Consider the following 23,639-nt stretch of genomic DNA (forward strand, 5'->3'; position numbering starts at 1 on the left):
CGGTGCGGTGACGAACCGCTGAGGGCCCTCGCGGGGACATCGCGCAGCGGCTCGACTCGACGGACCGGCCAGAGTCAGGAGTGCGTGAGGACGGCGGCACGCAGCTGTCGGCGCCACCGGGTGAACAGACGGGGCTGGTTCATCCCGAGGACGGCGACGGGGTGCCCGTGGCGCTCGTAGACAGCCAGGAAGCTGCGGTCGGCACACCTGCCCTCCAGCACGCGGACCACGTCGTCCTCGCGGCGCGACCCCGCGAACTGGATGCGCGCGCCGTACTGGTCGGACCAGAAGTACGGCACGGGCGTCGGCGCCGGCCTGTCGGTGCCCAGCAGGGTGGCGACCGCGGTGGCCGGCTGTTCGAGAGCGTGGGTCCAGTGCTCGACGCGGACGTGCCGCTCCCGGGAGGCCGACCAGGCCGCAGCGCAGTCGCCGACGGCGACCACACCCGGGACGCTGGTGCCGCAGTGCGCGTCGGTGAGGACGCCGTTGCCGAGGGCCACGCCGGAGTCGGCGAGCCACTCGATGTTCGGGATGGCGCCGATCCCCACGACCACCACGTCGGCGGGCAGGCGCGTGCCGTCGGTCAGCTCGACGGCCTCGACCCTGCCGGTCCCGACCAGCCCGGCGACACCGGTGCCGACCAGCAGGCGGGTGCCGTGGTCGGCGTGCAGCTGGGCGCACACCGCACCCATGTCGGCACCCAGCGGGCCGGCGAGCGGGACGGGCTGGGTCTCGATGACGGTGACCTCCAGCCCCAGCGTGCGGGCCGTGGAGGCGACCTCGGCGCCGATGAACCCCGCGCCGATCACCACCAGACGTCCGGCCGTCGCGAGGTCCTCGCGCAGGGCGACCGCGTCGTCCAGCGAGCGCAGCACGTGCACCCCGCCCAGCCCCTCGCTGCCGGACAGGCGTCGGGCGCGGGCTCCGGTGGCGAGGACGACGCCGTCGGCCCGCACCTCGCTGCCGTCGGCCAGCAGCACCGAGCGGCTCAGGTGGTCGAGCCCGACCGCCGTCGTGCCCAGCCGCCACTCGAGGCCGAGGTCCGCGTCGTCCGGCGTGCCCAGTGCGATGTCGTCGAGCGACGCCCTCCGCGCCAGGAACTCCTTGGACAGGGGTGGGCGGTCGTAGGGGGCGTGCGCCTCGTCGCCGATGACCACGATGCGGTCGTCGTAGCTCTGCTCGCGGAGCGCTCGGGCCGCCGAGAGGCCGGCCAGGGAGGCTCCGACCACGGCGACCGTACGGCTCATGCGGCACCGTCCGCGGCGGTCCCCGGCTGCACGTAGACGGTGCCGTCCTGCACCACGACCCGGTGCGTGCGGACCGGGGTCTTCGCCGGCGGGCCGGACACCTTCCCGGTGCGCAGGTCGAAGCACGAGGCGTGCAGGGGGCACTCCACCGCGCAGCCGTCCAGCCAGCCGTCGGCCAGCGAGGCGTCCTGGTGCGTGCACGTGTCGTCGATCGCGTAGAAGTCGCCGTCGACGTTGAAGACCGCGATGGGCACAGTGGCCTCCACGCGGATCGCCTCGCCGGGTGGCAACGCTGTCGTGGGGCAGACCGGGATCATGGGCACTCCAGGCGGACCATGTTGCGGAGACCGCAACGCTGCGCTGATAGCGCAACAGCATCGTCGGGCTTCATCCCATCGTCAAGAGGAAGAGGAGGGTGCTCCGCCGTGGTCCACCTAGGCTGGCTCCATGAGTGAGCCGCAGAGCGAGAGCGAAGACCGCGGCCCAGTCGCTGGCGTCCAGTCCGTCGACCGCGCGCTGAGCGTCCTCGAGATCCTCGCGGCCGAGGGCGAGGCCGGCGTCACGGAGGTGGCCGCCGAACTCGGGGTGCACAAGTCCACGGCCTTCCGGCTGGTGGCGACGCTGGAGAGCCGAGGCTTCGTCGAGCAACTGGCCGATCGGGGCAAGTACCGGTTGGGCTTCGGGGTCGTGCGCCTGGCCGGCGCGGCCGTCGCGCAGCTGGACATCGCCCGGGAGGGGCGGCCGATCTGCGAGGCGCTCGCCGCCGACCTCGAGGAGACGGTCAACGTCGCCATCCTGGACGGCGATCGAGCGGTGAACGTGACGCAGGCCCGCGGGCCGGCGGCGCTCAGCACCCTCAACTGGGTGGGGCAGGGCACGCCGCTGCACGCCACGTCGAGCGGCAAGGTGCTCCTGGCCCACGCTCCCGACGCCCTCCGCAAGGACCTGCTCTCCCGCGGGATGCAGAGCTTCACCCCGGCCACGCTCACCGATCCCGAAGCACTCCGCCAGAACCTGGAGCAGATCGTCGAGCAGGGGTGGGGCTGCACCGTCGAGGAGTTCGAGGTCGGGCTCAACGCCGTCGCCGCGCCCGTCCGGGGCGCCGATGGCAACATCATCGCGGCCCTCAGCGTCTCGGGACCGGCCTTCCGCATGCACCAGGAGGACCATCCCCGGCTCGCCCGGCGGGTGATGGCGGGCGCGGACGAGCTGAGCCGGAGGTTGGGCTTCTTCGGTCAGCCGCGCTGACCCAGCCGGTCCTCCCGGCGTAAGGGGTCGACCCGCCGTCCTGACCTCGCCACCGCCTCGTCCTCCGCTCCCGAAGCGCGCACCTGACGCGCGAACGGGGCGGCGGTCGGGGCTTCTCGCGTGCTGTCCGCACTCCTCGGCTTGTTGCGGCTGGCGAGACGGAGTGTGTAATGTGAGACACACCGGTCGTCGTGAGCTCGCTGACGGGTGACGTCCGTGATCAGTCGCAGGGCCTGTGTTGTCCGACTTCCGGCGTACCTCCGGGTCGCCGACGCCATCCGAGGTGCCGCATGACCATCACCGAACAGCCCGCGAGCCTCATCTCCACGCTGCCGGGCCGCTACTACACCGACCCCGCCGTCTTCGCGCTGGAGCAGTCGCGCGTCTTCGAGGACATGTGGTTCTGCGCCGTGCGATCGAGCGACCTGCCGACGCCCGGTTCCTTCGAGAAGGTCCAGGTGGGCAAGGAGAGCGTCCTCGTGGTCCGCAGCCGGGACGGGCAGCTGCGCGCCTTCCTCAACATCTGCCGGCACCGCGGTGCGCAGATCTGCACGGAGGACTCGGGCACGGTGAAGCGGGCCTTCCAGTGCCCGTACCACGCCTGGACCTACGACCTCGAGGGCAAGCTGATCGCGGCCCCCAACCTGACCAAGATGCCCGACATCGACCGGGTCGAGTACGGCCTGGTCCCGGTCGCGCTGCGCGAGTGGCTGGGCTACGCGTGGGTGTGCCTGGCGAAGGAGCCCCCGTCCTTCGAGGACGACGTCGTGGGCGCCGTCGTCGAGCGCCTCGGGAGCGTGGAGGTGATCGACAGCTACGACGTCGACTCGCTGTCCGTGGGGCGCCGCATCACCTACGACGTCGCGGCGAACTGGAAGCTCATCATCGAGAACTTCATGGAGTGCTACCACTGCGCGACGATCCACCCGGAGCTCACCGAGGTGCTCCCCGAGTTCGCCGACGGGTACGCGGCACAGTTCTTCGTCGGGCACGGCGCCGAGTTCGGGGACGACGTCAAGGGCTTCACCGTCGACGGCAGCGAGGGCTTCGACCGGCTCCCGGGGGTCGACCAGGACCAGGACCGCCGCTACTACGCCATCACGGTCCGGCCGACGGTCTTCGTCAACCTCGCGCCGGATCACGTCATCTTCCACCGCATGTTCCCGGTCTCGGCCGACCGGACGATCGTGCAGTGCGACTGGCTGTACACCCGCGACGTGGTCGAGTCGGGCAGGGACGTGTCGCGGTCGGTGGAGCTGTTCCACCGGGTGAACCAGCAGGACTTCGCCGCGTGCGAGCGGACCCAGCCGGCCATGTCCTCCCGGGCCTACGTCAACGGCGGCGTCCTCGTGCCCTCCGAGCACCACATCGGCGCCTTCCACGAGTGGCTGACGCAGCGTCTGTCGGGCTGACCGGGCGCCGACCGCAGAGCGGGGCCGGGAGGACGACGTCCTCCCGGCCCCGCGTCACGTCACTTGTCCAGGACCACGACCGAGCGCAGGACCTCGCCCCGGCGGAGGTTGTCCAGGGCCTCCTCGACGTCGTCCAGACCGATGGCCTCGCTGACGAACTCGTCCAGCGGGAAGCGGCCCTGGAGGTACAGGTCGATCAGGAGCGGGAAGTCGCGGCTGGGCAGGCAGTCGCCGTACCACGAGGACGTGATCGCCCCGCCGCGGCCGAACACCTCGATCGCCGGCAGTTCGATCGTCATGTCGGGGGAGGGGACGCCGACCATCACCACCCGCCCGGCCAGGTCGCGCGCGTAGAAGGCCTGCTGGAACACCTCCGGGTGGCCGACCGCGTCGATCGCGACGTCCACCCCGAAGCCGCCGGTGAGGCCCTTGATCGCCTCGACCGGGTCCGTCTCGCGCGAGTTGACGGTGTGGGTGGCGCCGAACCCCCGCGCCCATCCCAGCTTCCGGTCGTCCACGTCGACGGCGATGATCGTGCCCGCGCCGGCCAGCTTCGCCCCGGCGATGGCGGCGTCGCCGACACCGCCGCAGCCGAACACGGCCACCGACTCGCCGCGCTGCACGGCGCCGGTGTTCATCGCCGCCCCCGCGCCGGCCATCACCCCGCAGCCCAGCAGTCCGGCGGCGGTGGCCGGAGCGGCCGGGTCGACCTTGGTGCACTGCACGGAGTGGACCAGCGTCTTCTCCGCGAACGCGCCGATGCCCAGCGCCGGGGACAGTGCAGTGCCGTCGGCCAGCGTCATCGGCTGCGCCGCGTTGTGGGTGTCGAAGCAGTACTGCGGCTTGCCCTTCGAGCAGGCCCGGCACTGCCCGCACACGGCCCGCCAGTTGAGTACCACGTAGTCGCCGACGGCCACGTTGGTGACGCCGGCGCCGATCGCGGAGACCAGGCCGGCCGCCTCGTGCCCCAGCAGGAAGGGGAACTCGTCGTTGATGTTGCCCTCGCGGTAGTGCAGGTCGGTGGCGCAGACCCCGCAGGCCTGCACGTCGACGACGGCCTCACCCGGGCCGGGATCGGGGACCACGATCGTCTCGACGGTCACTGGTGCGCCCTTGCCGCGGGCGACGACGCCCTTCACCTCGTGGGCCATGGCGGGTCTCCTTCTCTCGGGACGTGCGTGGGGGGAGGCGGTGGTCCGGCTCCCTCGGTCGGAGGAGCCGCCTGTGGTGCCGTCGAGCCAGACATCGCTGCCACGGGTCCCTTGACCCCGCTCGCCCTCGACCCTACTGTGGTGCACAACTGATATACCAGTCCTAGTTCTTCATTCTCTGACAGGAGGAGCCGGATGGTGGCGCAGGTCGAAGGAGCTCTGCGGGCCGTGGCCGTCCCGGACCCCGTGCTCGACCGTTCCCTGGCGGACACCGACCCGGAGGTCCACCGCGCGATCTCGGCCGAACTGACCCGGCAGCAGGAGACGCTGGAGATGATCGCCAGCGAGAACTTCGCGCCGGTGGCCGTCATGCAGGCCCAGGGCTCGGTGCTGACCAACAAGTACGCCGAGGGGTACCCCGGACGGCGCTACTACGGCGGGTGCGAGCACGTCGACGTGATCGAGCAGCTGGCCATCGACCGGCTGAAGGCGCTGTTCGGCGCGGAGTACGCCAACGTGCAGCCGCACTCGGGTGCGCAGGCCAACGCCGCGGCGATGTCGGCCCTGCTGGACCCGGGCGACACCATCCTGGGCCTGGACCTCGCCCACGGGGGTCACCTGACCCACGGCATGCGGCTCAACTTCTCCGGCAAGCTCTACGACGTCGCCGCGTACCACGTCCGAGCCGACGACCACCTCGTGGACATGGCCGAGGTCGAGCGGCTGGCCCACGAGCGGCGGCCCAGGCTCATCGTGGCGGGCTGGTCGGCCTACCCCAGGCAGCTCGACTTCGCCGAGTTCCGGCGGATCGCCGACGAGGTCGGGGCGTACCTGATGGTCGACATGGCGCACTTCGCGGGGCTGGTCGCCGCCGGGCTGCACCCCTCGCCCGTCCCGCACGCGCACGTGGTCACCTCGACCACCCACAAGACGCTCGGCGGGCCGCGCGGCGGCGTCATCCTCGCCGCGGGAGAGCTGGCCAAGAAGCTCAACTCCGCCGTCTTCCCCGGTCAGCAGGGCGGCCCGCTCGAGCACGTGATCGCCGCCAAGGCCGTCGCCTTCAAGCTCGCCGGCGAGCCGGCCTTCCGGGAGCGCCAGGAGCGCACGCTGGCCGGCGCCCGGCTGCTGGCCGAGCGGCTGCTCGCCCCCGACTCCCGCTTGGCCGGCATCGACGTGGTCAGCGGCGGCACCGACGTCCACCTCGTGCTGGTGGACCTGCGGGACTCGGAGCTGGACGGCCGGCAGGCCGAGGACCGGCTGCACGCGATCGGCATCACCGTCAACCGCAACGCGGTGCCCTTCGACCCCCGCCCGCCGATGGTCAGCTCCGGCGTCCGCATCGGCACCCCTGCCCTGGCGGCGCGCGGCTTCGGCCTCGCCGACTTCGCCGAGGTCGCCGACGTGATCGCCACCGCGCTGCGGCCCTCGGTGGGCGAGGAGCAGCTCGCGGGGCTCCGCACCCGGGTCACCCGGCTCGCCGGCCGGCACCCGCTCTACCCCGACCTGACGGAGGTCCCCCGATGAACCCCGGTCCCTCCCACACCCCACGCACCCCCGGCGCGGACCTGCCGGAGCACCCCGACTTCCTGTGGCGTGACCCGGAGCCGAAGCGCTCCTACGACGTGGTGATCGTGGGCGGCGGCGGGCACGGCCTGGCCACCGCGCACTACCTGGCGAAGAACCACGGGATCACGAACGTCGCCGTCCTGGAGAAGGGCTGGCTGGGCGGCGGCAACATGGCCCGCAACACCACGATCATCCGCTCCAACTACCTGTGGGACGAGAGCTCGGCCATCTACGAGGCGTCGCTCAAGCTGTGGGAAGGGCTCGAGGAGGACCTCGGCTACCCGATCCTGTTCAGCCAGCGCGGCGTGCTCAACCTCGCGCACACCCTGCAGGACGTCCGCGACAGCGTGCGGCGGGTCGAGGCCAACAAGCTCAACGGTGTCGACGCGGAGTGGCTGGAGCCCGACGAGGTTCGCAAGGTCTGCCCGATCGTCAACACCTCCGCCGACATCCGCTATCCCGTCCTGGGGGCCACCTACCAGCCCCGGGCCGGCATCGCCAAGCACGACTACGTCGCCTGGGGCTTCGCCCGCCGCGCCCACGAGGCCGGCATCGACCTCATCCAGGACTGCGAGGTCACCGGGTTCGCCACCGACGGCAACCGGGTCACCGGTGTGCAGACCACGCGCGGCACCATCGCCGCCGGTACGGTCGCCCTCTGCGCGGCCGGCCACACCTCGGTGCTCACCGACATGCTGGGCATCAGGGTGCCGGTGCAGAGCCACCCGCTGCAGGCGCTGGTCTCCGAACTGCTCGAGCCCGTGCACCCCACGGTGGTCATGTCCAACGCCGTGCACGTGTACGTCTCCCAGGCGCACAAGGGCGAGCTGGTCATGGGCGCCGGCGTCGACTCCTACAACGGTTACGGGCAGCGCGGCGCCTTCCACGTCATCGAGCGTCAGATGGCCGCCGCGGTCGAGCTCTTCCCGGTGTTCGCCCGCGCCCACCTGCTGCGCACCTGGGCCGGGATCGTCGACACCAGCCCGGACGCCTCGCCGATCGTGGGCCGGACCCCCTACGACAACGTCTACCTGAACTGCGGCTGGGGCACCGGCGGGTTCAAGGCCACGCCCGGCGTCGGCTGGGCCCTGGCGCACACCATCGCCCACGGCGAGCCCCACGCGAACGTGGCGCCGTTCACCCTCGACCGCTTCGTCACCGGCGCACTGGTCGACGAGCACGGCGCCGCCGCCGTGGCCCACTGACCCAGGGAGTCCCCGTGCAGCTCATCGAATGCCCGTGGTGCGGCCCCCGCGAGGAGGTCGAGTTCCACTACGGCGGCCAGGCCCACGTCCCGTACCCGGACGCCCCCGCCGAGGTCTCCGACGAGGAGTGGGCGCACTACGTCTTCTTCCGCGACAACACCAAGGGCCGCTTCGCCGAGCGCTGGTGCCACAGCGCCGGCTGCCGTCGCTGGTTCAACGCGGTGCGCGACACCACCACCTACCGCTTCGAGCGCGTCCACCGCCTCGCCGACCCCGAGCCGCACGCGACCGAGCCCGCGCGGGCCCGCAGGAGCACAGCCTCATGACCAGCCCCTTCCGCACCGCCGAGGGTGGCCGCATCGACCGCGGCACGATCCTCGAGTTCACCTTCGACGGGCAGCCCCACACCGGCCATCCCGGTGACACGCTCGCCTCGGCCCTGCTCGCCTCCGGCCGACACCAGGTCGCCACGAGCGTCAAGCTGGGCCGACCCCGCGGCATCGCCGCGGCCTGGGCCGAGGACCCGGGTGGCCTGGTGCAGATCGAGGAGCCCTTCCCCGAGCCCATGCTGCTGGCCACCACGGTGGAACTCCACGACGGGCTGGTCGCCCACGGCCTGCCGGGGCAGGGCCGCCTCGCCGAGATCTCCGACTCCGCCCGGTACGACGCCGTCCACCACCACGTCGACGTGCTCGTGGTGGGTGCCGGGCCGGCGGGGCTGACCGCCGCGCTCACCGCCGCCCGCTCCGGTGCCCGCGTCGCCCTGGTCGACGAGCAGTCCGAGGCGGGCGGGTCGCTGCTGGGGAGCACCGACCGCCTCGACGACGCCCCGGCGCTGGAGTGGGTCGCCGCGGCGGTCGCCGAGCTCGCCGGCCACCCGGAGGTCCTGCACCTGCAGCGCACCACCGCCTTCGGCAGCTACGACGACGGCTTCGTCCTGGCCCTGGAGCGGCGCACCGACCACCTCGGGACGGCGGCGCCCAAGCACGTCTCCCGCCAACGGGTGTGGCGGCTCCGGGCCCGCTCCATCGTCGTCGCGACCGGAGCCCACGAGCGACCGGTCGTGTTCGCGGACAACGACCGCCCGGGCACCATGCTCGCCGGCGCCGCGCGCACGTTCCTGCACCGCTACGGCGTGCTGCCCGGCCGCCAGGCCGTCGTGTTCACCACGAACGACAGCGCCTACGACGCCGCCCTGGACCTGCACCGCGCGGGCGTGCGCGTCGAGGCAGTGGTCGACGCCCGGCCGGAGGGCTCGCCGGCCCGCCGCGAGGAGTGCGAGCGTGCCGGGATCCGGGTCCTGTCCGGGGCCGTCGTGACGGGCACGCAGGGCGTCGAGCGGGTCACGCACGCCCTCGTCGCCCCGTTCGCGGACGGTGAGGTCGGCGCCGGCAGCGCGATCGCCTGCGACCTGCTGCTGGTCAGCGGTGGCTGGAACCCGGCGGTGCACCTGTTCAGCCAGGCCCGCGGCCGGCTCCGCTACGACGAGGCCCTCGGGGCGTTCCTCCCCGCGGAGGAGCTCGACCGCCTGTCGGTCACCGGCGCGGCAGCCGGGGTGCTCGACCTGGCCGGGTGCCTGGCCGACGGGCAGCGCGTGGCCCGCGCGGCCCTGGCCGCGCTGGCGGTCGCGCCACCGGGGGAGGACCGGCTGCCCACGGCGCCGGAGCCGGTCGTCCCGGCGGCGCCCCTGGTGCTGTGGCGGGTGCCGGACACCTCCGGCGCCGACGGGAACACCTCGTTCGTCGACCTGCAGCGCGACGCGACGGTGGCCGACATCGCCCGCGCGGTCGGCGCCGGACTGCGCTCCATCGAGCACATCAAGCGCTACACGACGATCGGGACCGCGCACGACCAGGGCAAGACCTCCGGCGTCCTGGCCTCGGGGATCACCGCCGAGCTGCTCGGGATCCCGGTGCAGGCCACCGGGACCACCACGTTCCGCCCGCCCTACACCCCGGTGGCCTTCGCTGCCCTCGCCGGCCGCGACCGCGGTCGGCTCTTCGACCCCGAGCGGGTCACGTCGCTGCACGACTGGCACGGGGCGGCCGGCGCGGTCTTCGAGGACGTCGGTCAGTGGAAGCGTCCCCGCCACTACCCGCGCCCCGGCGAGGACATGGAGACGGCGGTCCTCCGCGAGTGCGCCGCGGCTCGCACCGGCGTCGGCATCCTCGACGGCTCCACGCTGGGCAAGATCGACGTGCAGGGTCCCGACGCCGCCGTCCTGCTCGACCGGCTGTACACGAACATGATGATCAGCCTGAAGGTCGGCTCCGTCCGCTACGGCGTCATGTGCGGCGTCGACGGCATGGTGATCGACGACGGCACCGTGCTGCGCCTGGCCGAGGACCGCTTCCTGCTGCTCACCACCACCGGCGGTGCGGCGAAGGTCCTCGACTGGATGGAGGAGTGGGCCCAGACGGAGTGGCCGGACCTGCGGGTGCACTGCACCTCGGTCACCGAGCAGTGGAACACCTTCCCCGTCGTCGGTCCCCGCTCCCGCGACGTCATCGGCGCCGTCTTCCCGCAGGTGGACGTCGCCAACGAGGCGTTCCCGTTCATGACCTGGCGGGACACCACCCTCGACGGGGTGCCGGTCCGGCTGGCCCGGATCAGCTTCTCCGGCGAGCTCGCCTTCGAGGTCTACGTCAACCCCTGGTACGGGGTCGCGGTGTGGGAGCGGCTGCTCGAGGCCGGCCGCCCGTACGGCATCACGCCGTACGGCACCGAGACCATGCACGTCCTGCGGGCGGAGAAGGGCTACCCGATCATCGGGCAGGACACCGACGGCACCGTCACCCCGCACGACCTGGGCATGGCGTGGGCGGTGTCGAAGAAGAAGCCCGACTTCGTCGGCAAGCGCTCCTTCGCCCGCGCGGCCAACCAGGACCCGCTGCGCAAGCAGCTGGTCGGGCTGCTGCCGGTGGACCGGCGGACGGTGCTGCCGGAGGGCTCGCAGATCGTGGAACTCCACCCCGACGGCCAGCTGCCACCACCGCCGGTGCCCATGCTCGGCCACGTCACCTCCAGCTACCGCAGCGCCGAGCTGGCGCGTCCCTTCGCGCTCGCCCTGGTCAAGGGCGGCCGGTCGCGCATCGGCGACACCGTCCACGTCCCCGTCAACGGCACCCTCGTCCCGGCCGAGGTCACCGGCTCGGTGCTGGTCGACCCCGAAGGAGCCCGTCGCGATGGCTGAGCTGCTGCGCACCCACCCGCTCCAGGCGTGGAGCACCGCCCTGGAGCGGCTGCCCGACACCGTCGCCATCACCGTCGAACCGTTCGTGGCGATGGCCGTCGTCCGGCTCGGCGCCGCGGCGTCGGAGGCGCTGGGCGCCGGCCTGCCGACGGTGCCCAACACCTGGGCGCAGCACGGCACGGGGCGGGCGGTCTGGCTCGGTCCGGACGAGTGGCTGCTCAGCAGCACCACGGAGGCCCCGGAGGAGCTCGAGGTCCGGGTCCGTGCCGCCGTCCTCCCGTTGGGCGGGTCGGCGACCGACGTCTCCGCCCAGCGGATCGGCCTGCGGCTGACCGGCGCGCGGGTGCGCGACGTGCTCGCCAAGGGCTGTTCGATCGACCTGCACCCGCGGGTCTTCGGCCGGGGGAGCAGCGCCCAGACGTTGCTGGGTCAGGCCGGCGTCGTGCTGCTGGCCCTCTCCGGCGCCGGTGACGACTTCGTCGTCCTGGTCCGTTCGTCCTTCGCTGGCTACCTCGCCGACTGGCTGCTGGACGCGGCCCTCGAGTTCACCCCCACACACGACAGCTGACCGACCCTCGTCGTCCGTCCCCGGATCCACCGGCACGTCAGGAGCGCAAGCAATGTCCACCACCCCACGTGTGGTCATCATCGGAGCGGGGATCGTCGGCGCCAACCTGGCCGACGAGCTGACCGCCCGTGGCTGGGACCGCGTCACCGTCGTCGATCAGGGACCCCTGCCGCTGACCGGGGGCTCCACCTCGCACGCGCCCGGGCTGGTCTTCCAGACCAACGCGTCCAAGACGATGACGGCGCTGGCCAGCTACACCGTGGAGAAGTTCACGGGCATCGACGTCGACGGCGCCTGGTGCTTCAACCAGGTCGGCGGGCTCGAGGTGGCGACCACGCCGGAGCGGCTGGCGGACCTGCACCGCAAGCAGGGCTGGGCCACCTCCTGGGGTGTCGAGGCGCAGGTGGTCGACGTGGACGAGTGCGTGCGGCTGCACCCGCTGGTCGACCGCGACCGGATCCTCGGCGGCCTGCACATCCCCAGCGACGGCCTGGCGAAGGCGTCGCGGGCGGTCGTCGCGCTGGCCCGTCGCGCCGAGGCCCGGGGAGCCCGCTTCCAGGGCTCGACCCGCGTGACCGGTGTCGAGCAGACCGGCGGCCGGGTGACCGGCGTCCGGACCCCGGACGGCGTCATCCCGGCCGACATCGTGGTGTCCTGCGCCGGCTTCTGGGGGGTGGAGCTCGGCGCCATGGTCGGGATGGACGTGCCGCTGCTGCCGCTCGCCCACCAGTTCGCCTGGACGGGGCAGGTGGCGGACCTGGTCGGCCGCAACGACGAGCTCAGCGAGGCGAGCCTGCCTATCCTGCGCCACCAGGACCAGGACCTCTACTTCCGCGAGCGCGTCGACTGCCTCGGCATCGGCTCCTACGCCCACCGGCCGATGCCGGTCGACCTGGAGGAGCTGCCGCAGGGGGACGACGTGCGGGAGTCGTCGATGCCCTCGAGGCTGCCCTTCACCGAGGAGGACTTCGCCCCGGTCTGGGAGGAGAGCCAGCTCCTCCTGCCCTCCCTCCGCTCGTCGAAGATCGACTCCGGTTTCAACGGCGTCTTCTCCTTCACCCCGGACGGCGGCCCGCTGGTCGGCGAGTCCCGCGACGTCCGGGGCTTCTGGATCGCGGAGGCGGTCTGGGTCACCCACTCGGCGGGGGTGGCCAGGGCGGTGGCCCAGCTGCTCGTCGACGGGCGGTCGGAGGTCGACCTGCACGGGTGCGACGTCCACCGGTTCGAGGAGGTCCAGCTCGCGCCGGAGTACGTGAGCGAGACGTCGCAGCAGAACTTCGTGGAGATCTACGACGTGCTGCACCCGCTGCAGCCACGGCTGTCCCCGCGCGACCTGCGGGTCAGCCCCTTCCACGCCCGGCAGCGCGAGCTCGGCGCCGTCTTCCTCGAGGGGGCCGGCTGGGAACGGCCGCACTGGTACGAGGCCAATGCGGGGCTGGTGGCGGAGCTGCCGCCGGAGTGGACCCCGCCGGCGCGTGACCCGTGGAGCGCGCAGTTCCACTCGCCCATCGCGGCGGCCGAGGCGTGGCGCACGCGCACGGCCGTGGCGATGTACGACATGACGCCGCTCAAGCGGCTCGAGGTCAGCGGTCCCGGCGCCCTCGGCCTGCTGCAGCGGCTGACGACGGGGGAGATGGACAAGTCGGTCGGGGCGGTCACCTACACCCTCGCCCTGGACGAGGCCGGCGGCGTCCGGAGCGACCTGACCGTCGCCCGGCTGGGGGAGCAGCGGTTCCAGATCGGGGCCAACGGCCCCCTCGACCACGACCACCTGCTCCGCGAGGCACCCGACGACGGCACGGTCCAGATCCGGGACATCACCGGCGGCACGTGCTGCATCGGCCTGTGGGGGCCGCGGGCCCGGGACCTGGTCCAGCGGGTCAGCGCCGACGACTTCACCAACGACGGGCTGAAGTACTTCCGCGCCAAGCCGGCCTGGATCGGGGGAGTGCCGGTCACGGCGATGCGGCTGTCCTACGTCGGCGAGCTCGGCTGGGAGATCTACGCCAGCGCCGAGAACGGTCAGCGGTTGTGGGACGTGCTGTGGCGGGCCGGCCAGGACCTGGGCGTGGTCGCCGCCGGACGGGCCGCGTTCAGCAGCCTCCGGCTGGAGAAGGGCTACCGCGCCTGGGGCCACGACATGACCACGGAGCACGACCCCTACGAGGCCGGTCTCGGCTTCGCCGTGCGCATGCAGAAGAAGACCGACTTCGTGGGCCGCCAGGCCGTCGAGGGGCTCAGCGCGGACACGGTGAGCCGCCGGCTGTCCTGTCTGACCATCGACGACGGACGCAGCGTCGTCCTCGGCCACGAGCCGGTGCTCGTCGACGGCCGCCCGGCCGGCTACGTGACCAGCGCGGCCTTCGGGCACACCGTCGGCCGGCCGATCGCCTACGCCTGGCTCCCGGCCTCGGCCACCGTCGGCACGGCCGTCGAGATCGAGTACTTCGGCAGTCGCATCCGGGCGACGGTCGCCGCCGAACCGCTGGTGGACCCGGAGATGACCCGGATCCGCGGCTGAGCCGGGACCCCTTCCCGGGCATGCCACCGGACGGCATGCCCGGGACAGACCAGATCGGACGACGTCATGGCCCTGGCGCACGCTGTGCCCGGTCTGCCCGCGGGCGGGGCGGGCTCGCCGCACTCCCTCGGTCGGGCTCTCGCGGCGAGGCGGCCGTTGGTCTGCGGCATCCTCAACGTCACTCCCGACTCCTTCTCCGACGTGGGGCGGTGTCCCACCGTCGCCGCAGCCGTGGAGCACGGGTGCACGCTCGCCGACGAGGGGGCGGACCTCATCGACGTCGGCGGGGAGTCCACGCGGCCCGGTTCCCGCCCGCCGACCCTCGCCGAGGAGCTGGACCGCGTCGTCCCGGTGGTCGAGGCACTGGTGCGGCGGGTCCCGGTGCCGCTGTCCGTGGACACCTCGCGGCCCGAGGTGATGCGGGAGGCCGTCGCCGCCGGCGCGAGCATGATCAACGACGTACGAGCACTCCGGTCACCGGGCGCTCTGCAGGCCGCCGCGGAGTCGGGGGTGCCGGTGTGCCTGATGCACATGCAGGGCTCGCCGGACACCATGCAGCGCGAGCCCCGCTACGAGGCCGTCGTACCCGAGGTGCGCGCCTTCCTCGCCGAGCGACTGCGGGCCTGCCTCGAGGCCGGCGTCCCGCCGGAGCACCTGGTGGTCGACCCGGGCTTCGGGTTCGGGAAGGAGCTGTCGCACAACCTCGCGCTCCTGGCGTCCCTCGGCAGTCTCAGCAGCCTGGGTGTGCCGATCATGGTCGGGCTGTCCCGCAAGTCGATGCTCGGGCAGCTCACCGGTCGGGCCGTGGGGGAGCGGTTGCCCGCCTCCCTGGCGGTGGCCGTCCTCGCCGCCCAGCGGGGTGCTGCGGTGCTGCGCGTGCACGACGTGGCGGCCACGCGGGACGTCCTCGCCGTCCTGGCGGCCGTCGAGACGGTGTGACGGGGCAGCGGTCTTCGTCGGTCAGATCACCGCGCGGATGGCCCGTTCGAAGCCGAGCACGTGCTCACGGGCGAGGTCATCGGCCCGGTCGGCGTCACCGGCCGCGATCGCCCGGAGCAGGTCGACGTGTTCGCCGACGTGCTCGTCGACCCTCGGCAGGCGGTCCAGGAACAGGCAGAAGATGCGCGTCGCCAGGTTGTCGTAGCGGATGAGCACGTCCTCGAGGTGCGGGTTGCCGGCGGCCCGGTAGATGGCCCGGTGCACGGCCAGGTCCCAGCGCATCAGCTCCGTCCGGTCGAGCTGGGCCACGTCGAGGTGCTCGATGCTCGTGGCCAGCTCCTCGAGCTCGGCCGGCCCGGTGCGGGCGGCCCGGTCCGCGGCGCGGCGGGCGGCCAGCGGCTCCAGCTGGGCGCGGATGTCGGAGATGTGGGCGAGATCGGAGATGTCCATGCCGGTCGCGAACGTGCCGCGTCGTGGGTACGACACGACCAGACGGTCGACCTCCAGCCGCTTCAGCGCCTCGCGGACCGGGGTCCGGCCCACGCCGAGGTCCTGGGCGAGTGCGTCGTCGTCGATGGGATCGCCCGGGCTGATGGCCAGCATGATCAGCCGGTCCCTGATCGCCACGTAGGCCTTGTCCGCCAAGGACGTGACGGCGGACGGGTCCAGGTCCAGCGGTACGGCGGTCACGCCCCGATCGTAGGGGGTGACGATCACCGAGGCTTGCCTCCATGTGGTGAAAGACATACGCTGATCCTACAACTGGTATATCAGCCAGTGATCGCGACGTGCCGCTCCGGCCGCCGGTGCTGCGAGGAGCCCGCATGACCATCAGCGCCTTCGACCTGTTCAAGGTGGGGATCGGCCCGTCCAGCTCGCACACCGTCGGGCCCATGCGGGCGGCCTGCTCCTTCGCGTCCCGACTGCACGACGAGGCACTGCTCCCACGTGTCGCCGGTGTGCGCTGCGAGCTCTTCGGCTCCCTCGGCGCCACCGGACACGGACACGGCAGCGTCAAGGCGGTCGTCCTGGGCCTCGAGGGCGAGCGACCCGACCTCGTCGACCCGGTGGCCGCCCAACCCCGGGTCGACGCCGTTCGTACCGAGGGCACGCTCCGGCTGGCGGGCGAGCACCTCATCTCCTTCTCCATCGACGACGACGTCGTGCTCCACCGGCGCAAGCGCCTGGACTTCCACAGCAACGGCATGCTCTTCCGGGCGCTGGACGCGCACGGTGACGAGATCAGCCGACGGGAGTACTACTCGGTGGGCGGCGGGTTCGTCCTGGACGAGGACGACGCGGGCAACCCGGCCATCGTCGAGGACCCGACACCGGTGCGGTACCCGTTCCACACCGGTGACGAGCTGCTGGCCCGCACGCGCGAGACGGGCCTGCGGGTCAGCGACGTGATGCTGGCCAACGAGCTGGCCTGGCGCACCGAGGCGGAGGTCCGCGCCGGACTGCTGCACATCTGGTCGGTGATGCAGGAGTGCGTGGACCGCGGCACCCGGGCCTCCGGCGTCCTGCCCGGGGGGCTCAAGGTGCGTCGGCGCGCCGCCGCACTCCGCACCCAGCTGGAGGAGCACCCGGACGAGTCCGACCCGCTCCGGGCGATGGAGTGGGTGACGCTCTACGCCCTCTCGGTCAACGAGGAGAACGCGGCCGGCGGACAGGTGGTCACCGCTCCCACGAACGGCGCCGCCGGCATCGTGCCCGCCGTCCTGCACTACTACCGCGACTTCGTCGACTCCTATTCCGAGGACGGGGTGGTGCGCTTCCTGCTCACCGCCGCGGCGGTCGGGCTGCTGTTCAAGGAGAACGCGTCCATCTCGGGTGCGGAGGTGGGCTGCCAGGGGGAGGTCGGCTCCGCCTGCTCCATGGCCGCCGCGGGCCTCGCCGAGATCATCGGGGGGACCCCGGAACAGGTGGAGAACGCCGCCGAGATCGGCATCGAGCACAACCTCGGCCTCACCTGCGACCCCGTCGGTGGGCTCGTGCAGATCCCGTGCATCGAGCGCAACGCCGTCGGCGCGATCAAGGCCATCACCGCGGCCCGCATGGCCGTCCGGGGCGACGGCCGGCACCACGTCTCGCTGGACAAGGCGATCAAGACCATGCGCGAGACCGGCGCGGACATGAAGGACAAGTACAAGGAGACCGCCCGTGGCGGGCTGGCGCTCAACATCGTCGAGTGCTGAGGAGGCACCCGTGTCCCACCCCTTCACCCTCACGCTCCGTTGCGCCGAGCGCCCGGGCATCGTGCACGCCGTCAGCTCGTTCCTGTTCGAGCACGGCTGCGACATCGTCGAGCACCAGCAGTTCGACGACCCGCTCCGCGGGCAGTTGTTCCTGCGCACGGCGTTCGTCTGCGCCGAGGACTCCGACGTCGACCGCTTGTCCCAGGCATTCGGCGCGGTGGCCGACGAGTTCGGGATGTCCTACCGGGTCGCCGGCGATCAGCCGGAGCGGGTGCTCGTGATGGTCTCCAAGCTCGGGCACTGCCTGAACGACCTGGTCTTCCGGTGGCGGGCGGGCAACCTGGGCGGAGAGCTGGTCGCAGTGGTCTCCAACCACGAGGACCTGCGGCCCATGGCGGAGGCCGCCGGCCTGCCCTTCGTGCACGTGCCCGTGACCCCGGCCACGAAGCGCGACGCCGAGGCCCGGCTGCTCGAGCTGGTCGACGAGCACCGCGTCGACCTGGTGGTGCTGGCCCGGTACATGCAGGTCCTCTCCGACGAGACGTGCGCGGCGCTGTACGGACGGGCGATCAACATCCACCACTCGTTCCTGCCGGGCTTCAAGGGTGCCAAGCCCTACCACCAGGCATTCGACCGCGGCGTCAAGCTGGTGGGGGCGACCGCCCACTACGTGACCCCGGAGCTGGACGAGGGCCCCATCATCGAGCAGGAGGTCATCCGGATCGACCACACCCACGACCCCCGCGCACTGGCCACCGTGGGTCAGGACGCCGAGGCGCTCGCGCTCTCCCGGGCCGTGCGCTGGCACAGCGAGCGGCGGGTGCTGCTCAACGGCCACAGCACGGTCGTCTTCCGCTGAGCCGGACGACGACGGCCTGCGGAGGACGGGCAGGCCATCGCCACGCACGCCCTGTTCCGTGCCCACCGAGGTGGTCGGCAGCCCGGGGGGAGCCGGGGGGACTCCCGGTCGCTCAGTCGGCCGGTTCCCCCAGCGCATCGGCGACGCCCACGCTGTCCATCCTCGACCAGGTCTCGCCGACGTGGTGGGCCAGCACCATCAGGTCGCGCAGCTCTCCGTCCCGGTCGCGGATCTGGTCCCGTAGCAGCGCCTCACCGCTGAAGCCCAGGCCGGTGAACAGGGCCAGCGACGGGCCCTGTTCGGCCACCACCTCGACGATCAGCTTGGTCAGCCCCGCCTCGACGGCCTGTACCAGGGCGTGCCGGGCGAGTGCGCGGCCGAGCCCGCTCCCGCGGCGGGAGGAGGCCACCACCAGCCGGATCTCGCCGACGTGGTCCGACCAGCCCGCCAGCGGGAGGACCGCCACGTATCCGGTGATGTCCTCGCCGTTCCCGTCGACGGCCACCCATCGGTGGTGCCGGCCCGTTCTGGACGTCGCCGCCGATGCCATGGACCGGACGGTCGCCGGGTCGGTGACGTCCTCCTTGATGAAGGTGCGGTCGGCTTCCGGGAGCGAGCGGAAGAACTGCAGCAGGGCGTCGCCGAGTGCAACGTCCAGCGGGACGATGCCCATCGGTCCACCTGCGGCGACGCTCACCGGTCCACCTGCTCGGTTCCCGAGCCGTCGGTGGCCGGTCCGATGCCGTCGCTGCGGCGGCGGAGGAAGTCGATGATCGTGGGCACCGTCGTCTTCGCCGCCGTGCGCCCGACCACGAGCCCCATGTGCCCGGCGTCGAGACACAGTTCGTGCTTGTCCGTCGACCCCACCAGGTCGATGAGGGGTGCAGACGCGTCGTTGGGCACGATGTGGTCGCGGTTGGCCCGCACGGTGAGGAACGGCAGTGTGATGTCCCGTAGGTGGACCTGGTCGCCGTCCAGGCTGAGTCGGTCGGTCAGCATGCCGTTGTCGCGCAGCAGCATCTGCACGGCCTGCCTGGCCGCTTCGCCGGGGAAGGGGACGTGGTCGTCGGACCACCCGGTCATCGCCTGGTAGGCGGCGACGTACTCGTCGTTCCAGAGCCGCTCCCACAGCGTCACGTACCGGGTCACCTGCGACGTGGGGGTCAGTGCACGGAACGCCTGAACGACGATCTGCGGCGGCACGTTGCCCTGGTCGTCCACGACCGAGTCGACGTCCAGACCGCCGATGGTGAAGACGTCGGCGAGCGGCCCCAGGTGTCGGAAGTCGACCGGGGTGGCCAGCACCGTGAGGCTGCGCACCGGCGCATCGGGATGGTGCGCGGCGTAGAGGAGCGAGAGGTTCCCGCCGAAGCAGTAGCCGAACAGGTTCAGCTCGTCGGTGCCCGCGAGCTCGAGCACGCGGGCCACCGCGGCCGGGATGTAGTCGTCGGCGTAGTCCTCGAGCCGGTTGTGCGCGTCCCGTTCGTCGGGCTGTCCCCAGTCGAGCAGGTACACGTCGAAGCCGGCCTCGAGCAGCTGCTCGACGAAGCTGTTGCCGGGGGACAGGTCGAGGATGTAGCTGCGGCTGATCATGCTGAACACGATCAGCAGGGGAGGCGAGTGGCGGACGTCGTCGTTGCGGTAGTGCCACAGCTGCGAGCGGCCGCGCTGCCAGACGACGTCCTTCGGCGTCTGCCCGACGCCCGGCCGGTCGATCCCGGCGACCAGGCGGATCCCGTTACGACTCCGCAGGGCGTTCCGCTCGACGTCGCGCCGCACGCGGTCGAGCACGGTCTGCGGGTTGGGCACCGTTGGCATGAGGCTCCTTGGTGTCGGAGTGGGGCTCGGCCGGGACGTCGCGGGCGGTGGCTTCGGACGGCGGTCGGCGGCGCTCGAGTTCCAACTGCACCGCCAGCCGCCGCACTTCGCGGTCCAGTGCGCCGATCTGGGACCGCAGGCGGCTGACGTCGCTGCCGGCGGGCAGGTTGAGCAGGTGCCAGGCGCGGGCGCTGGCCCCGCGCACGGAGCTGCGCGCCATCGTCTGCGCCCGTTGCACCAGTGCCGCCCCGATCGCGAACCCCGGCGTCCGCACCAGCCGCTCCGCGTGCGGCGTCACCCTGCGTTCGGCGGCGTCGAAGGCATCGCGCCAGAGCGGGGGCTCGGTCATCGCTGCCCGACCTCCCCGGGCACGTCCACTGCGCGGCGCAGGATCTTCCCGGTGGGGCCCTTGGGCAGCGCCTCGACCAGCCAGACGTGCCGCGGGTACTTGTACGGGGCCACCCGGGCCTTGGCGAACTCCCGGAGCTCGTCGACCTCGGCGGTCGCCCCCGGCTTGAGCGCCACCGCCGCCGCGATCTCCTCGCCGAGCTCGGGGTGCTTGATGCCGATGCAGGCGACCTCGGCCACGGCCGGGTGCTCGTAGAGCGCTTCCTCGATCTCCCGCGGGTACACGTTGAAGCCGCCGCGGATGATCATCTCCTTCTTGCGGTCGACGATGGAGTAGTAGCCGTCCTCGTCCTGCCGGGCGAGGTCGCCGGTCCGGAACCAGCCGTCCGGGATCGCCTTCGCGGTGTCCTCCGGCCGCTGCCAGTAGCCCTTCATGACGTTCTCCCCGCGGATGGCCACCTCCCCGACCTCGCCGGCCGGGACGTCCTTCCCGTCGTCGTCGACCAGGCGCATCTGGACGCCGCGGATCGGCGTGCCGATGGAGCCCGGCTTGCGCTCGGCGTGCGGGTGGTTGAACGACGCGACCGGCGACGTCTCGCTGAGCCCGTACCCCTCGAGGATGACGCAGTCGAACGTCTCCTCGAAGGAGCGCATGACCTCGACCGGCATGGCTGATCCGCCGGAGACGCACAGTCGCAGACTGGACAGGTCGTGGTCGTCCCGGTCGGGCTGGTTCAGCATCGCGGAGAACATGGTGGGCACTCCCTGGAACACCGTCACCGCGTCGCGCTGGACGACCGACAGTGCCTTGCCGCCGTCGAACCGCGGGATGAGCGTCAGGCAGGAGCCGGCCAGGACGCCGGCGTTCAGCGCGCAGGTCAGCCCGAAGACGTGGAACAGCGGCAGGCAACCCATGATGACGTCGTCCGGGGTGGCCTCCAGGAGCGTGTCCTGGGTCGTGCGGGCGTTGCTGGCCAGGCTGGCGTGGGTGAGCTCGGCCCCCTTGGGCTGCCCGGTCGTCCCGGACGTGTACAGGATCACGGCGGTGTCCTCGTCGGCACGCTCGACCGGCGCGGTCAGGTCCCCTCCGGCGTCCATGAGCTCGGCGGGCAGCGCCGCCCCGACGGTCACGACGTCGACACCGACGCGCGTGGCCGCTTCCTGTGCCGGCGCCGCCGACTGCTCCACTGCCACGACCAGCCGCGCTCCGGAGTCCTCCAGGAAGTACTCGATCTCGCGCGCCTTGAGCAGGGGGTTCATCGGCACGACCGCCGCTCCGGCCAGCAGGGCGCCGTAGAACACCACCGGGAAGGACACCACGTTGGGCAGCACCATGCCCACCCGGTCGCCCGGTTCGACGCCGCGCGACTGCAGGGCGGCAGCCACCCGGAGGGCCGCGTCCCGGAACTCGGCGTAGGTCAACGACGCGTCGTCCATCCGCAGCGCGGTACGGGTGCCCTCCCGGTCAGCGGTGTCGAGCAGGTTCTGCGCCAGGTTGGTCATCGTCGAGCCCTCCTGCGGGGAAGCGGACCCGGGCCCTACCCGCTCGTCGGGTGATGTACCGCACATCGCGGATACGGTGCTCGCAACGACGGGTCCCGTACCGCACGGGGCCGGGGACGTCGCGGGGGAGAGGAGCCGACACCGGTGACTGACCGCAGGATCCTGGACATGTTCCGACTGGACGACCGCGTGGCGATCGTGACCGGCGCGTCATCGGGGCTGGGGGCGGTGTTCGCCCGCGCCCTGGCTGAGGCCGGCGCCGACGTGGCGATCGCCGCCCGGCGGGAGGACCGGCTCACCGCCACCCGGGAAGCGGTGGAGCGGGCCGGTCGGCGGGCGATCACCGTGCGCACCGACGTCTCCCGCCCCGAGGACTGCCAGGCGCTGGTGGACGCCTGCATGGCGGAGTTCGGCAAGGTCGACGTCCTGGTCAACAACGCGGGCATCGGCACCGCCCATCCGGCGACCCGGGAGACCCCCGAGCAGTTCCGGCAGGTGATCGACGTCAACCTCAACGGCTGCTACTGGATGGCGCAGGCCTGCGGGCGGGTCATGCAGCCGGGCAGCTCGATCGTGAACATCTCCAGCATCCTCGGACTCACCACAGCGGGTCTGCCGCAAGCTGCCTACGCCGCCAGCAAGGCCGGGCTGATCGGCCTGACCCGCGACCTCGCCCAGCAGTGGACCGGCCGCAAAGGGATCCGGGTCAACGCCCTGGCACCGGGGTTCTTCGCGTCGGAGATGACGGACAACTACGCCGAGGGTTACCTGGACTCCCAGATGGCCCGCGTCCTGATGAACCGGCCGGGCGATCCCGATGAACTCGCCGCCGCCCTGGTCTTCCTGGTCAGCGACGCCGGAGGCTACATCAGCGGCACGACGCTGCCGGTCGAGGGTGGGATGCTGACCAGCTGAAGCTCAGCGCCCACGCTCCGCCACGCGCACGAGGTCGGTGATCCGGTCGATGAGCTGCGGCCACGTGTCCCGCGGCAGGTCGTGGCCCATGCCCTCGACGACCAGCAGATCGGCACCCGGGACGGCGGCTGCGGTGGCCCGTCCGCCGTCGACGTTCACGAGCGCGTCCTGGTCGCCGTGCACGACGAGCGTGGGAACTCCGATCCCGCCGAGCTGGGCGGTCCGGTCGGGCGTGCTCAGGATCGCGGCGAGCTGACGGGCCACCCCGTCGGGGTCGTACGCCCGGTCGAACGACAGCCCCGCGCGCTGCCGCAGCGCTGCCTCGTCGAACTCGAAGCCGGGTGAGCCGATCACGCGGTAGGTGTCCACCATCCGCCGCATCGCACTCTCGCGGTCGACCGCGGGCGGTGCCAGCAGCACGCCCATGGCCGCCTCGGACGGTGCGCCCACCGCCGGGCTCCCCGTGGTCGACATGATCGAGGTCAGGCTGCGCACCCGGGTGGGGTGCTCGATGGCGGCCAGTTGGGCGATCATGCCGCCCATCGACGCGCCGACCAGGTGGACGCTGTCCAGGCCGAGGGCGTCGAGCAGGCCGATGGTGTCCTCCGCGAGGTCGGCCAGCGCGTACGGGACGCCGGACCGGTCGCCGCCCATCACGGCCAGGACGTCGGCCGGCCCGGCAGCGTCCAGGTGCGTCGACAGGCCGATGTCGCGGTTGTCGAACCGGACCACGAACAGGCCCTGGTCGGCCAGGCCGGCACAGAACTCGTCCGGCCAGCCGACCATCTGGGTGGCCAGGCCCATGATCAGGAGCACGGGCGGGTTCCCCGCGTCGCCGAAGGTCTCGTAGGCGATCTCGATCTCGCCGATCTGTGCCCGCTGGATGTCGACGTCCGCCATGCCCGGGGACGGTAGTGCAGCCGACGGTCCGGGCCGCGACCGCGGCGA

At 72.3% G+C, this 23,639-nt stretch carries 21 protein-coding genes; 12 read left to right on the plus strand and 9 right to left on the minus strand.

All coding sequences use genetic code 11. The features are described 5' to 3' along the window. Positions 1-74 precede the first annotated feature (74 nt). Positions 75-1,247: an NAD(P)/FAD-dependent oxidoreductase gene (locus O2W15_RS09840; protein ID WP_269179279.1), complete on the minus strand. Its 1,173-nt coding sequence runs from the start codon at positions 1,245-1,247 to the stop codon at positions 75-77. Beyond that, positions 1,244-1,564 carry a bifunctional 3-phenylpropionate/cinnamic acid dioxygenase ferredoxin subunit gene (locus O2W15_RS09845; protein WP_269163141.1) on the minus strand — a complete coding sequence of 107 codons (321 nt, stop codon included), beginning with the start codon at positions 1,562-1,564 and terminating at the stop codon, positions 1,244-1,246. The genes O2W15_RS09840 and O2W15_RS09845 overlap by 4 nt, the downstream gene beginning before the upstream one ends. Positions 1,565-1,694: 130 nt before the next feature. Here O2W15_RS09845 and O2W15_RS09850 point away from each other — a divergent pair, with 130 nt between their 5' ends. Both O2W15_RS09850 and O2W15_RS09855 read left to right on the plus strand, forming a co-directional pair. Further along, a complete protein-coding gene (locus O2W15_RS09850; RefSeq protein WP_269179280.1) occupies positions 1,695-2,495 on the plus strand; it encodes an IclR family transcriptional regulator in 801 nt (266 codons plus the stop codon). Positions 2,496-2,785: 290 nt separating this feature from the next. Beyond that, complete coding sequence (locus O2W15_RS09855) at positions 2,786-3,907, plus strand: aromatic ring-hydroxylating oxygenase subunit alpha (RefSeq protein ID WP_269179281.1); 1,122 nt, start codon at positions 2,786-2,788, stop codon at positions 3,905-3,907. A 59-nt stretch (positions 3,908-3,966) separates the two neighbouring features. Here the strand turns inward: O2W15_RS09855 and O2W15_RS09860 are convergent, their stop codons facing one another. Further along, a complete protein-coding gene (locus tag O2W15_RS09860; RefSeq protein ID WP_269179282.1) occupies positions 3,967-5,058 on the minus strand; it encodes an S-(hydroxymethyl)mycothiol dehydrogenase in 1,092 nt (363 codons plus the stop codon). Between the two features lie 195 nt (positions 5,059-5,253). Here O2W15_RS09860 and glyA point away from each other — a divergent pair, with 195 nt between their 5' ends. The 7 genes from glyA to folP all read left to right on the plus strand — a co-directional run bounded on the left by glyA (position 5,254) and on the right by folP (position 15,050). Beyond that, complete coding sequence (gene glyA / locus O2W15_RS09865) at positions 5,254-6,582, plus strand: serine hydroxymethyltransferase (RefSeq protein ID WP_269179283.1); 1,329 nt, start codon at positions 5,254-5,256, stop codon at positions 6,580-6,582. Continuing rightward, a complete protein-coding gene (locus O2W15_RS09870; protein WP_269163136.1) occupies positions 6,579-7,829 on the plus strand; it encodes a sarcosine oxidase subunit beta family protein in 1,251 nt (416 codons plus the stop codon). The genes glyA and O2W15_RS09870 overlap by 4 nt, the downstream gene beginning before the upstream one ends. Before the next feature lie 14 nt (positions 7,830-7,843). Further along, complete coding sequence (locus O2W15_RS09875) at positions 7,844-8,155, plus strand: sarcosine oxidase subunit delta (protein WP_269179284.1); 312 nt, start codon at positions 7,844-7,846, stop codon at positions 8,153-8,155. Continuing rightward, entirely contained in the window at positions 8,152-11,022 is a 2,871-nt protein-coding gene (locus O2W15_RS09880; RefSeq protein ID WP_269179285.1) for a 2Fe-2S iron-sulfur cluster-binding protein, read from the plus strand. Before O2W15_RS09875 ends, O2W15_RS09880 begins: the two co-directional genes overlap by 4 nt. Next, a complete protein-coding gene (locus O2W15_RS09885) occupies positions 11,015-11,590 on the plus strand; it encodes a sarcosine oxidase subunit gamma (RefSeq protein ID WP_269179286.1) in 576 nt (191 codons plus the stop codon). The genes O2W15_RS09880 and O2W15_RS09885 overlap by 8 nt, the downstream gene beginning before the upstream one ends. 52 nt (positions 11,591-11,642) lie before the next feature. Continuing rightward, positions 11,643-14,111 carry a GcvT family protein gene (locus O2W15_RS09890; RefSeq protein WP_269179287.1) on the plus strand — a complete coding sequence of 823 codons (2,469 nt, stop codon included), beginning with the start codon at positions 11,643-11,645 and terminating at the stop codon, positions 14,109-14,111. Positions 14,112-14,267: 156 nt separating this feature from the next. Beyond that, positions 14,268-15,050 (plus strand): dihydropteroate synthase, encoded by a 783-nt coding sequence (folP, locus tag O2W15_RS09895; protein WP_269179288.1) that lies wholly within the window; start codon positions 14,268-14,270, stop codon positions 15,048-15,050. Between the two features lie 21 nt (positions 15,051-15,071). Here folP and O2W15_RS09900 read toward each other — a convergent pair whose 3' ends face one another. Next, positions 15,072-15,740 carry a GntR family transcriptional regulator gene (locus O2W15_RS09900; protein ID WP_269163130.1) on the minus strand — a complete coding sequence of 223 codons (669 nt, stop codon included), beginning with the start codon at positions 15,738-15,740 and terminating at the stop codon, positions 15,072-15,074. A gap of 134 nt (positions 15,741-15,874) precedes the next feature. On the opposite strand from O2W15_RS09900, the gene O2W15_RS09905 reads away from it, so the two are divergent. After that, a complete protein-coding gene (locus tag O2W15_RS09905) occupies positions 15,875-17,248 on the plus strand; it encodes an L-serine ammonia-lyase (protein WP_269179289.1) in 1,374 nt (457 codons plus the stop codon). Between the two features lie 10 nt (positions 17,249-17,258). After that, entirely contained in the window at positions 17,259-18,107 is an 849-nt protein-coding gene (gene purU, locus O2W15_RS09910; RefSeq protein WP_269179290.1) for a formyltetrahydrofolate deformylase, read from the plus strand. A gap of 112 nt (positions 18,108-18,219) precedes the next feature. Here purU and O2W15_RS09915 read toward each other — a convergent pair whose 3' ends face one another. Genes O2W15_RS09915 through O2W15_RS09930 form a run of 4 tightly spaced genes read right to left on the minus strand, consistent with a single transcriptional unit; the run spans position 18,220 to position 21,776 of the window. After that, positions 18,220-18,804, minus strand: coding sequence for a GNAT family N-acetyltransferase (locus tag O2W15_RS09915; RefSeq protein WP_269163127.1), 585 nt, complete (start codon positions 18,802-18,804; stop codon positions 18,220-18,222). Continuing rightward, on the minus strand, positions 18,801-19,925 hold the full coding sequence (locus O2W15_RS09920; protein WP_269179291.1) for an alpha/beta fold hydrolase: 1,125 nt from the start codon (positions 19,923-19,925) through the stop codon (positions 18,801-18,803). Before O2W15_RS09920 ends, O2W15_RS09915 begins: the two co-directional genes overlap by 4 nt. Then, on the minus strand, positions 19,846-20,274 hold the full coding sequence (locus tag O2W15_RS09925) for a hypothetical protein (RefSeq protein WP_269179292.1): 429 nt from the start codon (positions 20,272-20,274) through the stop codon (positions 19,846-19,848). The genes O2W15_RS09920 and O2W15_RS09925 overlap by 80 nt, the downstream gene beginning before the upstream one ends. Next, a complete protein-coding gene (locus tag O2W15_RS09930) occupies positions 20,271-21,776 on the minus strand; it encodes a long-chain-fatty-acid--CoA ligase (RefSeq protein WP_269179293.1) in 1,506 nt (501 codons plus the stop codon). Before O2W15_RS09930 ends, O2W15_RS09925 begins: the two co-directional genes overlap by 4 nt. Positions 21,777-21,920: 144 nt before the next feature. Between O2W15_RS09930 and O2W15_RS09935 the strand changes: the two genes are divergently transcribed. Next, positions 21,921-22,691, plus strand: a complete 771-nt coding sequence (locus O2W15_RS09935) for an SDR family NAD(P)-dependent oxidoreductase (protein WP_269179294.1) — start codon at positions 21,921-21,923, stop codon at positions 22,689-22,691. A 3-nt stretch (positions 22,692-22,694) separates the two neighbouring features. On the opposite strand, the gene O2W15_RS09940 is transcribed toward O2W15_RS09935, so the two are convergent. Continuing rightward, positions 22,695-23,591, minus strand: coding sequence for an alpha/beta fold hydrolase (locus tag O2W15_RS09940; RefSeq protein WP_269179295.1), 897 nt, complete (start codon positions 23,589-23,591; stop codon positions 22,695-22,697). Between the last annotated feature and the right edge of the window lie 48 nt (positions 23,592-23,639).

It is taken from the genome of Modestobacter sp. VKM Ac-2979, assembly GCF_026967995.1.
Taxonomy (GTDB): Bacteria; Actinomycetota; Actinomycetes; order Mycobacteriales; family Geodermatophilaceae; genus Modestobacter.

Bases quoted from the DNA above. Each gene is read 5' to 3' on its own strand.
- O2W15_RS09840 (WP_269179279.1), bottom strand. From the start codon at position 1,247: ATGAGCCGTACGGTCGCCGTGGTCGGAGCCTCCCTGGCCGGCCTCTCG.
- O2W15_RS09845 (WP_269163141.1), bottom strand. From the start codon at position 1,564: ATGATCCCGGTCTGCCCCACGACAGCGTTGCCACCCGGCGAGGCGATC.
- O2W15_RS09850 (WP_269179280.1), top strand. From the start codon at position 1,695: ATGAGTGAGCCGCAGAGCGAGAGCGAAGACCGCGGCCCAGTCGCTGGC.
- O2W15_RS09855 (WP_269179281.1), top strand. From the start codon at position 2,786: ATGACCATCACCGAACAGCCCGCGAGCCTCATCTCCACGCTGCCGGGC.
- O2W15_RS09860 (WP_269179282.1), bottom strand. From the start codon at position 5,058: ATGGCCCACGAGGTGAAGGGCGTCGTCGCCCGCGGCAAGGGCGCACCA.
- glyA (WP_269179283.1), top strand. From the start codon at position 5,254: ATGGTGGCGCAGGTCGAAGGAGCTCTGCGGGCCGTGGCCGTCCCGGAC.
- O2W15_RS09870 (WP_269163136.1), top strand. From the start codon at position 6,579: ATGAACCCCGGTCCCTCCCACACCCCACGCACCCCCGGCGCGGACCTG.
- O2W15_RS09880 (WP_269179285.1), top strand. From the start codon at position 8,152: ATGACCAGCCCCTTCCGCACCGCCGAGGGTGGCCGCATCGACCGCGGC.
- O2W15_RS09885 (WP_269179286.1), top strand. From the start codon at position 11,015: ATGGCTGAGCTGCTGCGCACCCACCCGCTCCAGGCGTGGAGCACCGCC.
- O2W15_RS09890 (WP_269179287.1), top strand. From the start codon at position 11,643: ATGTCCACCACCCCACGTGTGGTCATCATCGGAGCGGGGATCGTCGGC.
- O2W15_RS09905 (WP_269179289.1), top strand. From the start codon at position 15,875: ATGACCATCAGCGCCTTCGACCTGTTCAAGGTGGGGATCGGCCCGTCC.
- O2W15_RS09920 (WP_269179291.1), bottom strand. From the start codon at position 19,925: ATGCCAACGGTGCCCAACCCGCAGACCGTGCTCGACCGCGTGCGGCGC.
- O2W15_RS09925 (WP_269179292.1), bottom strand. From the start codon at position 20,274: ATGACCGAGCCCCCGCTCTGGCGCGATGCCTTCGACGCCGCCGAACGC.
- O2W15_RS09930 (WP_269179293.1), bottom strand. From the start codon at position 21,776: ATGACCAACCTGGCGCAGAACCTGCTCGACACCGCTGACCGGGAGGGC.
- O2W15_RS09940 (WP_269179295.1), bottom strand. From the start codon at position 23,591: ATGGCGGACGTCGACATCCAGCGGGCACAGATCGGCGAGATCGAGATC.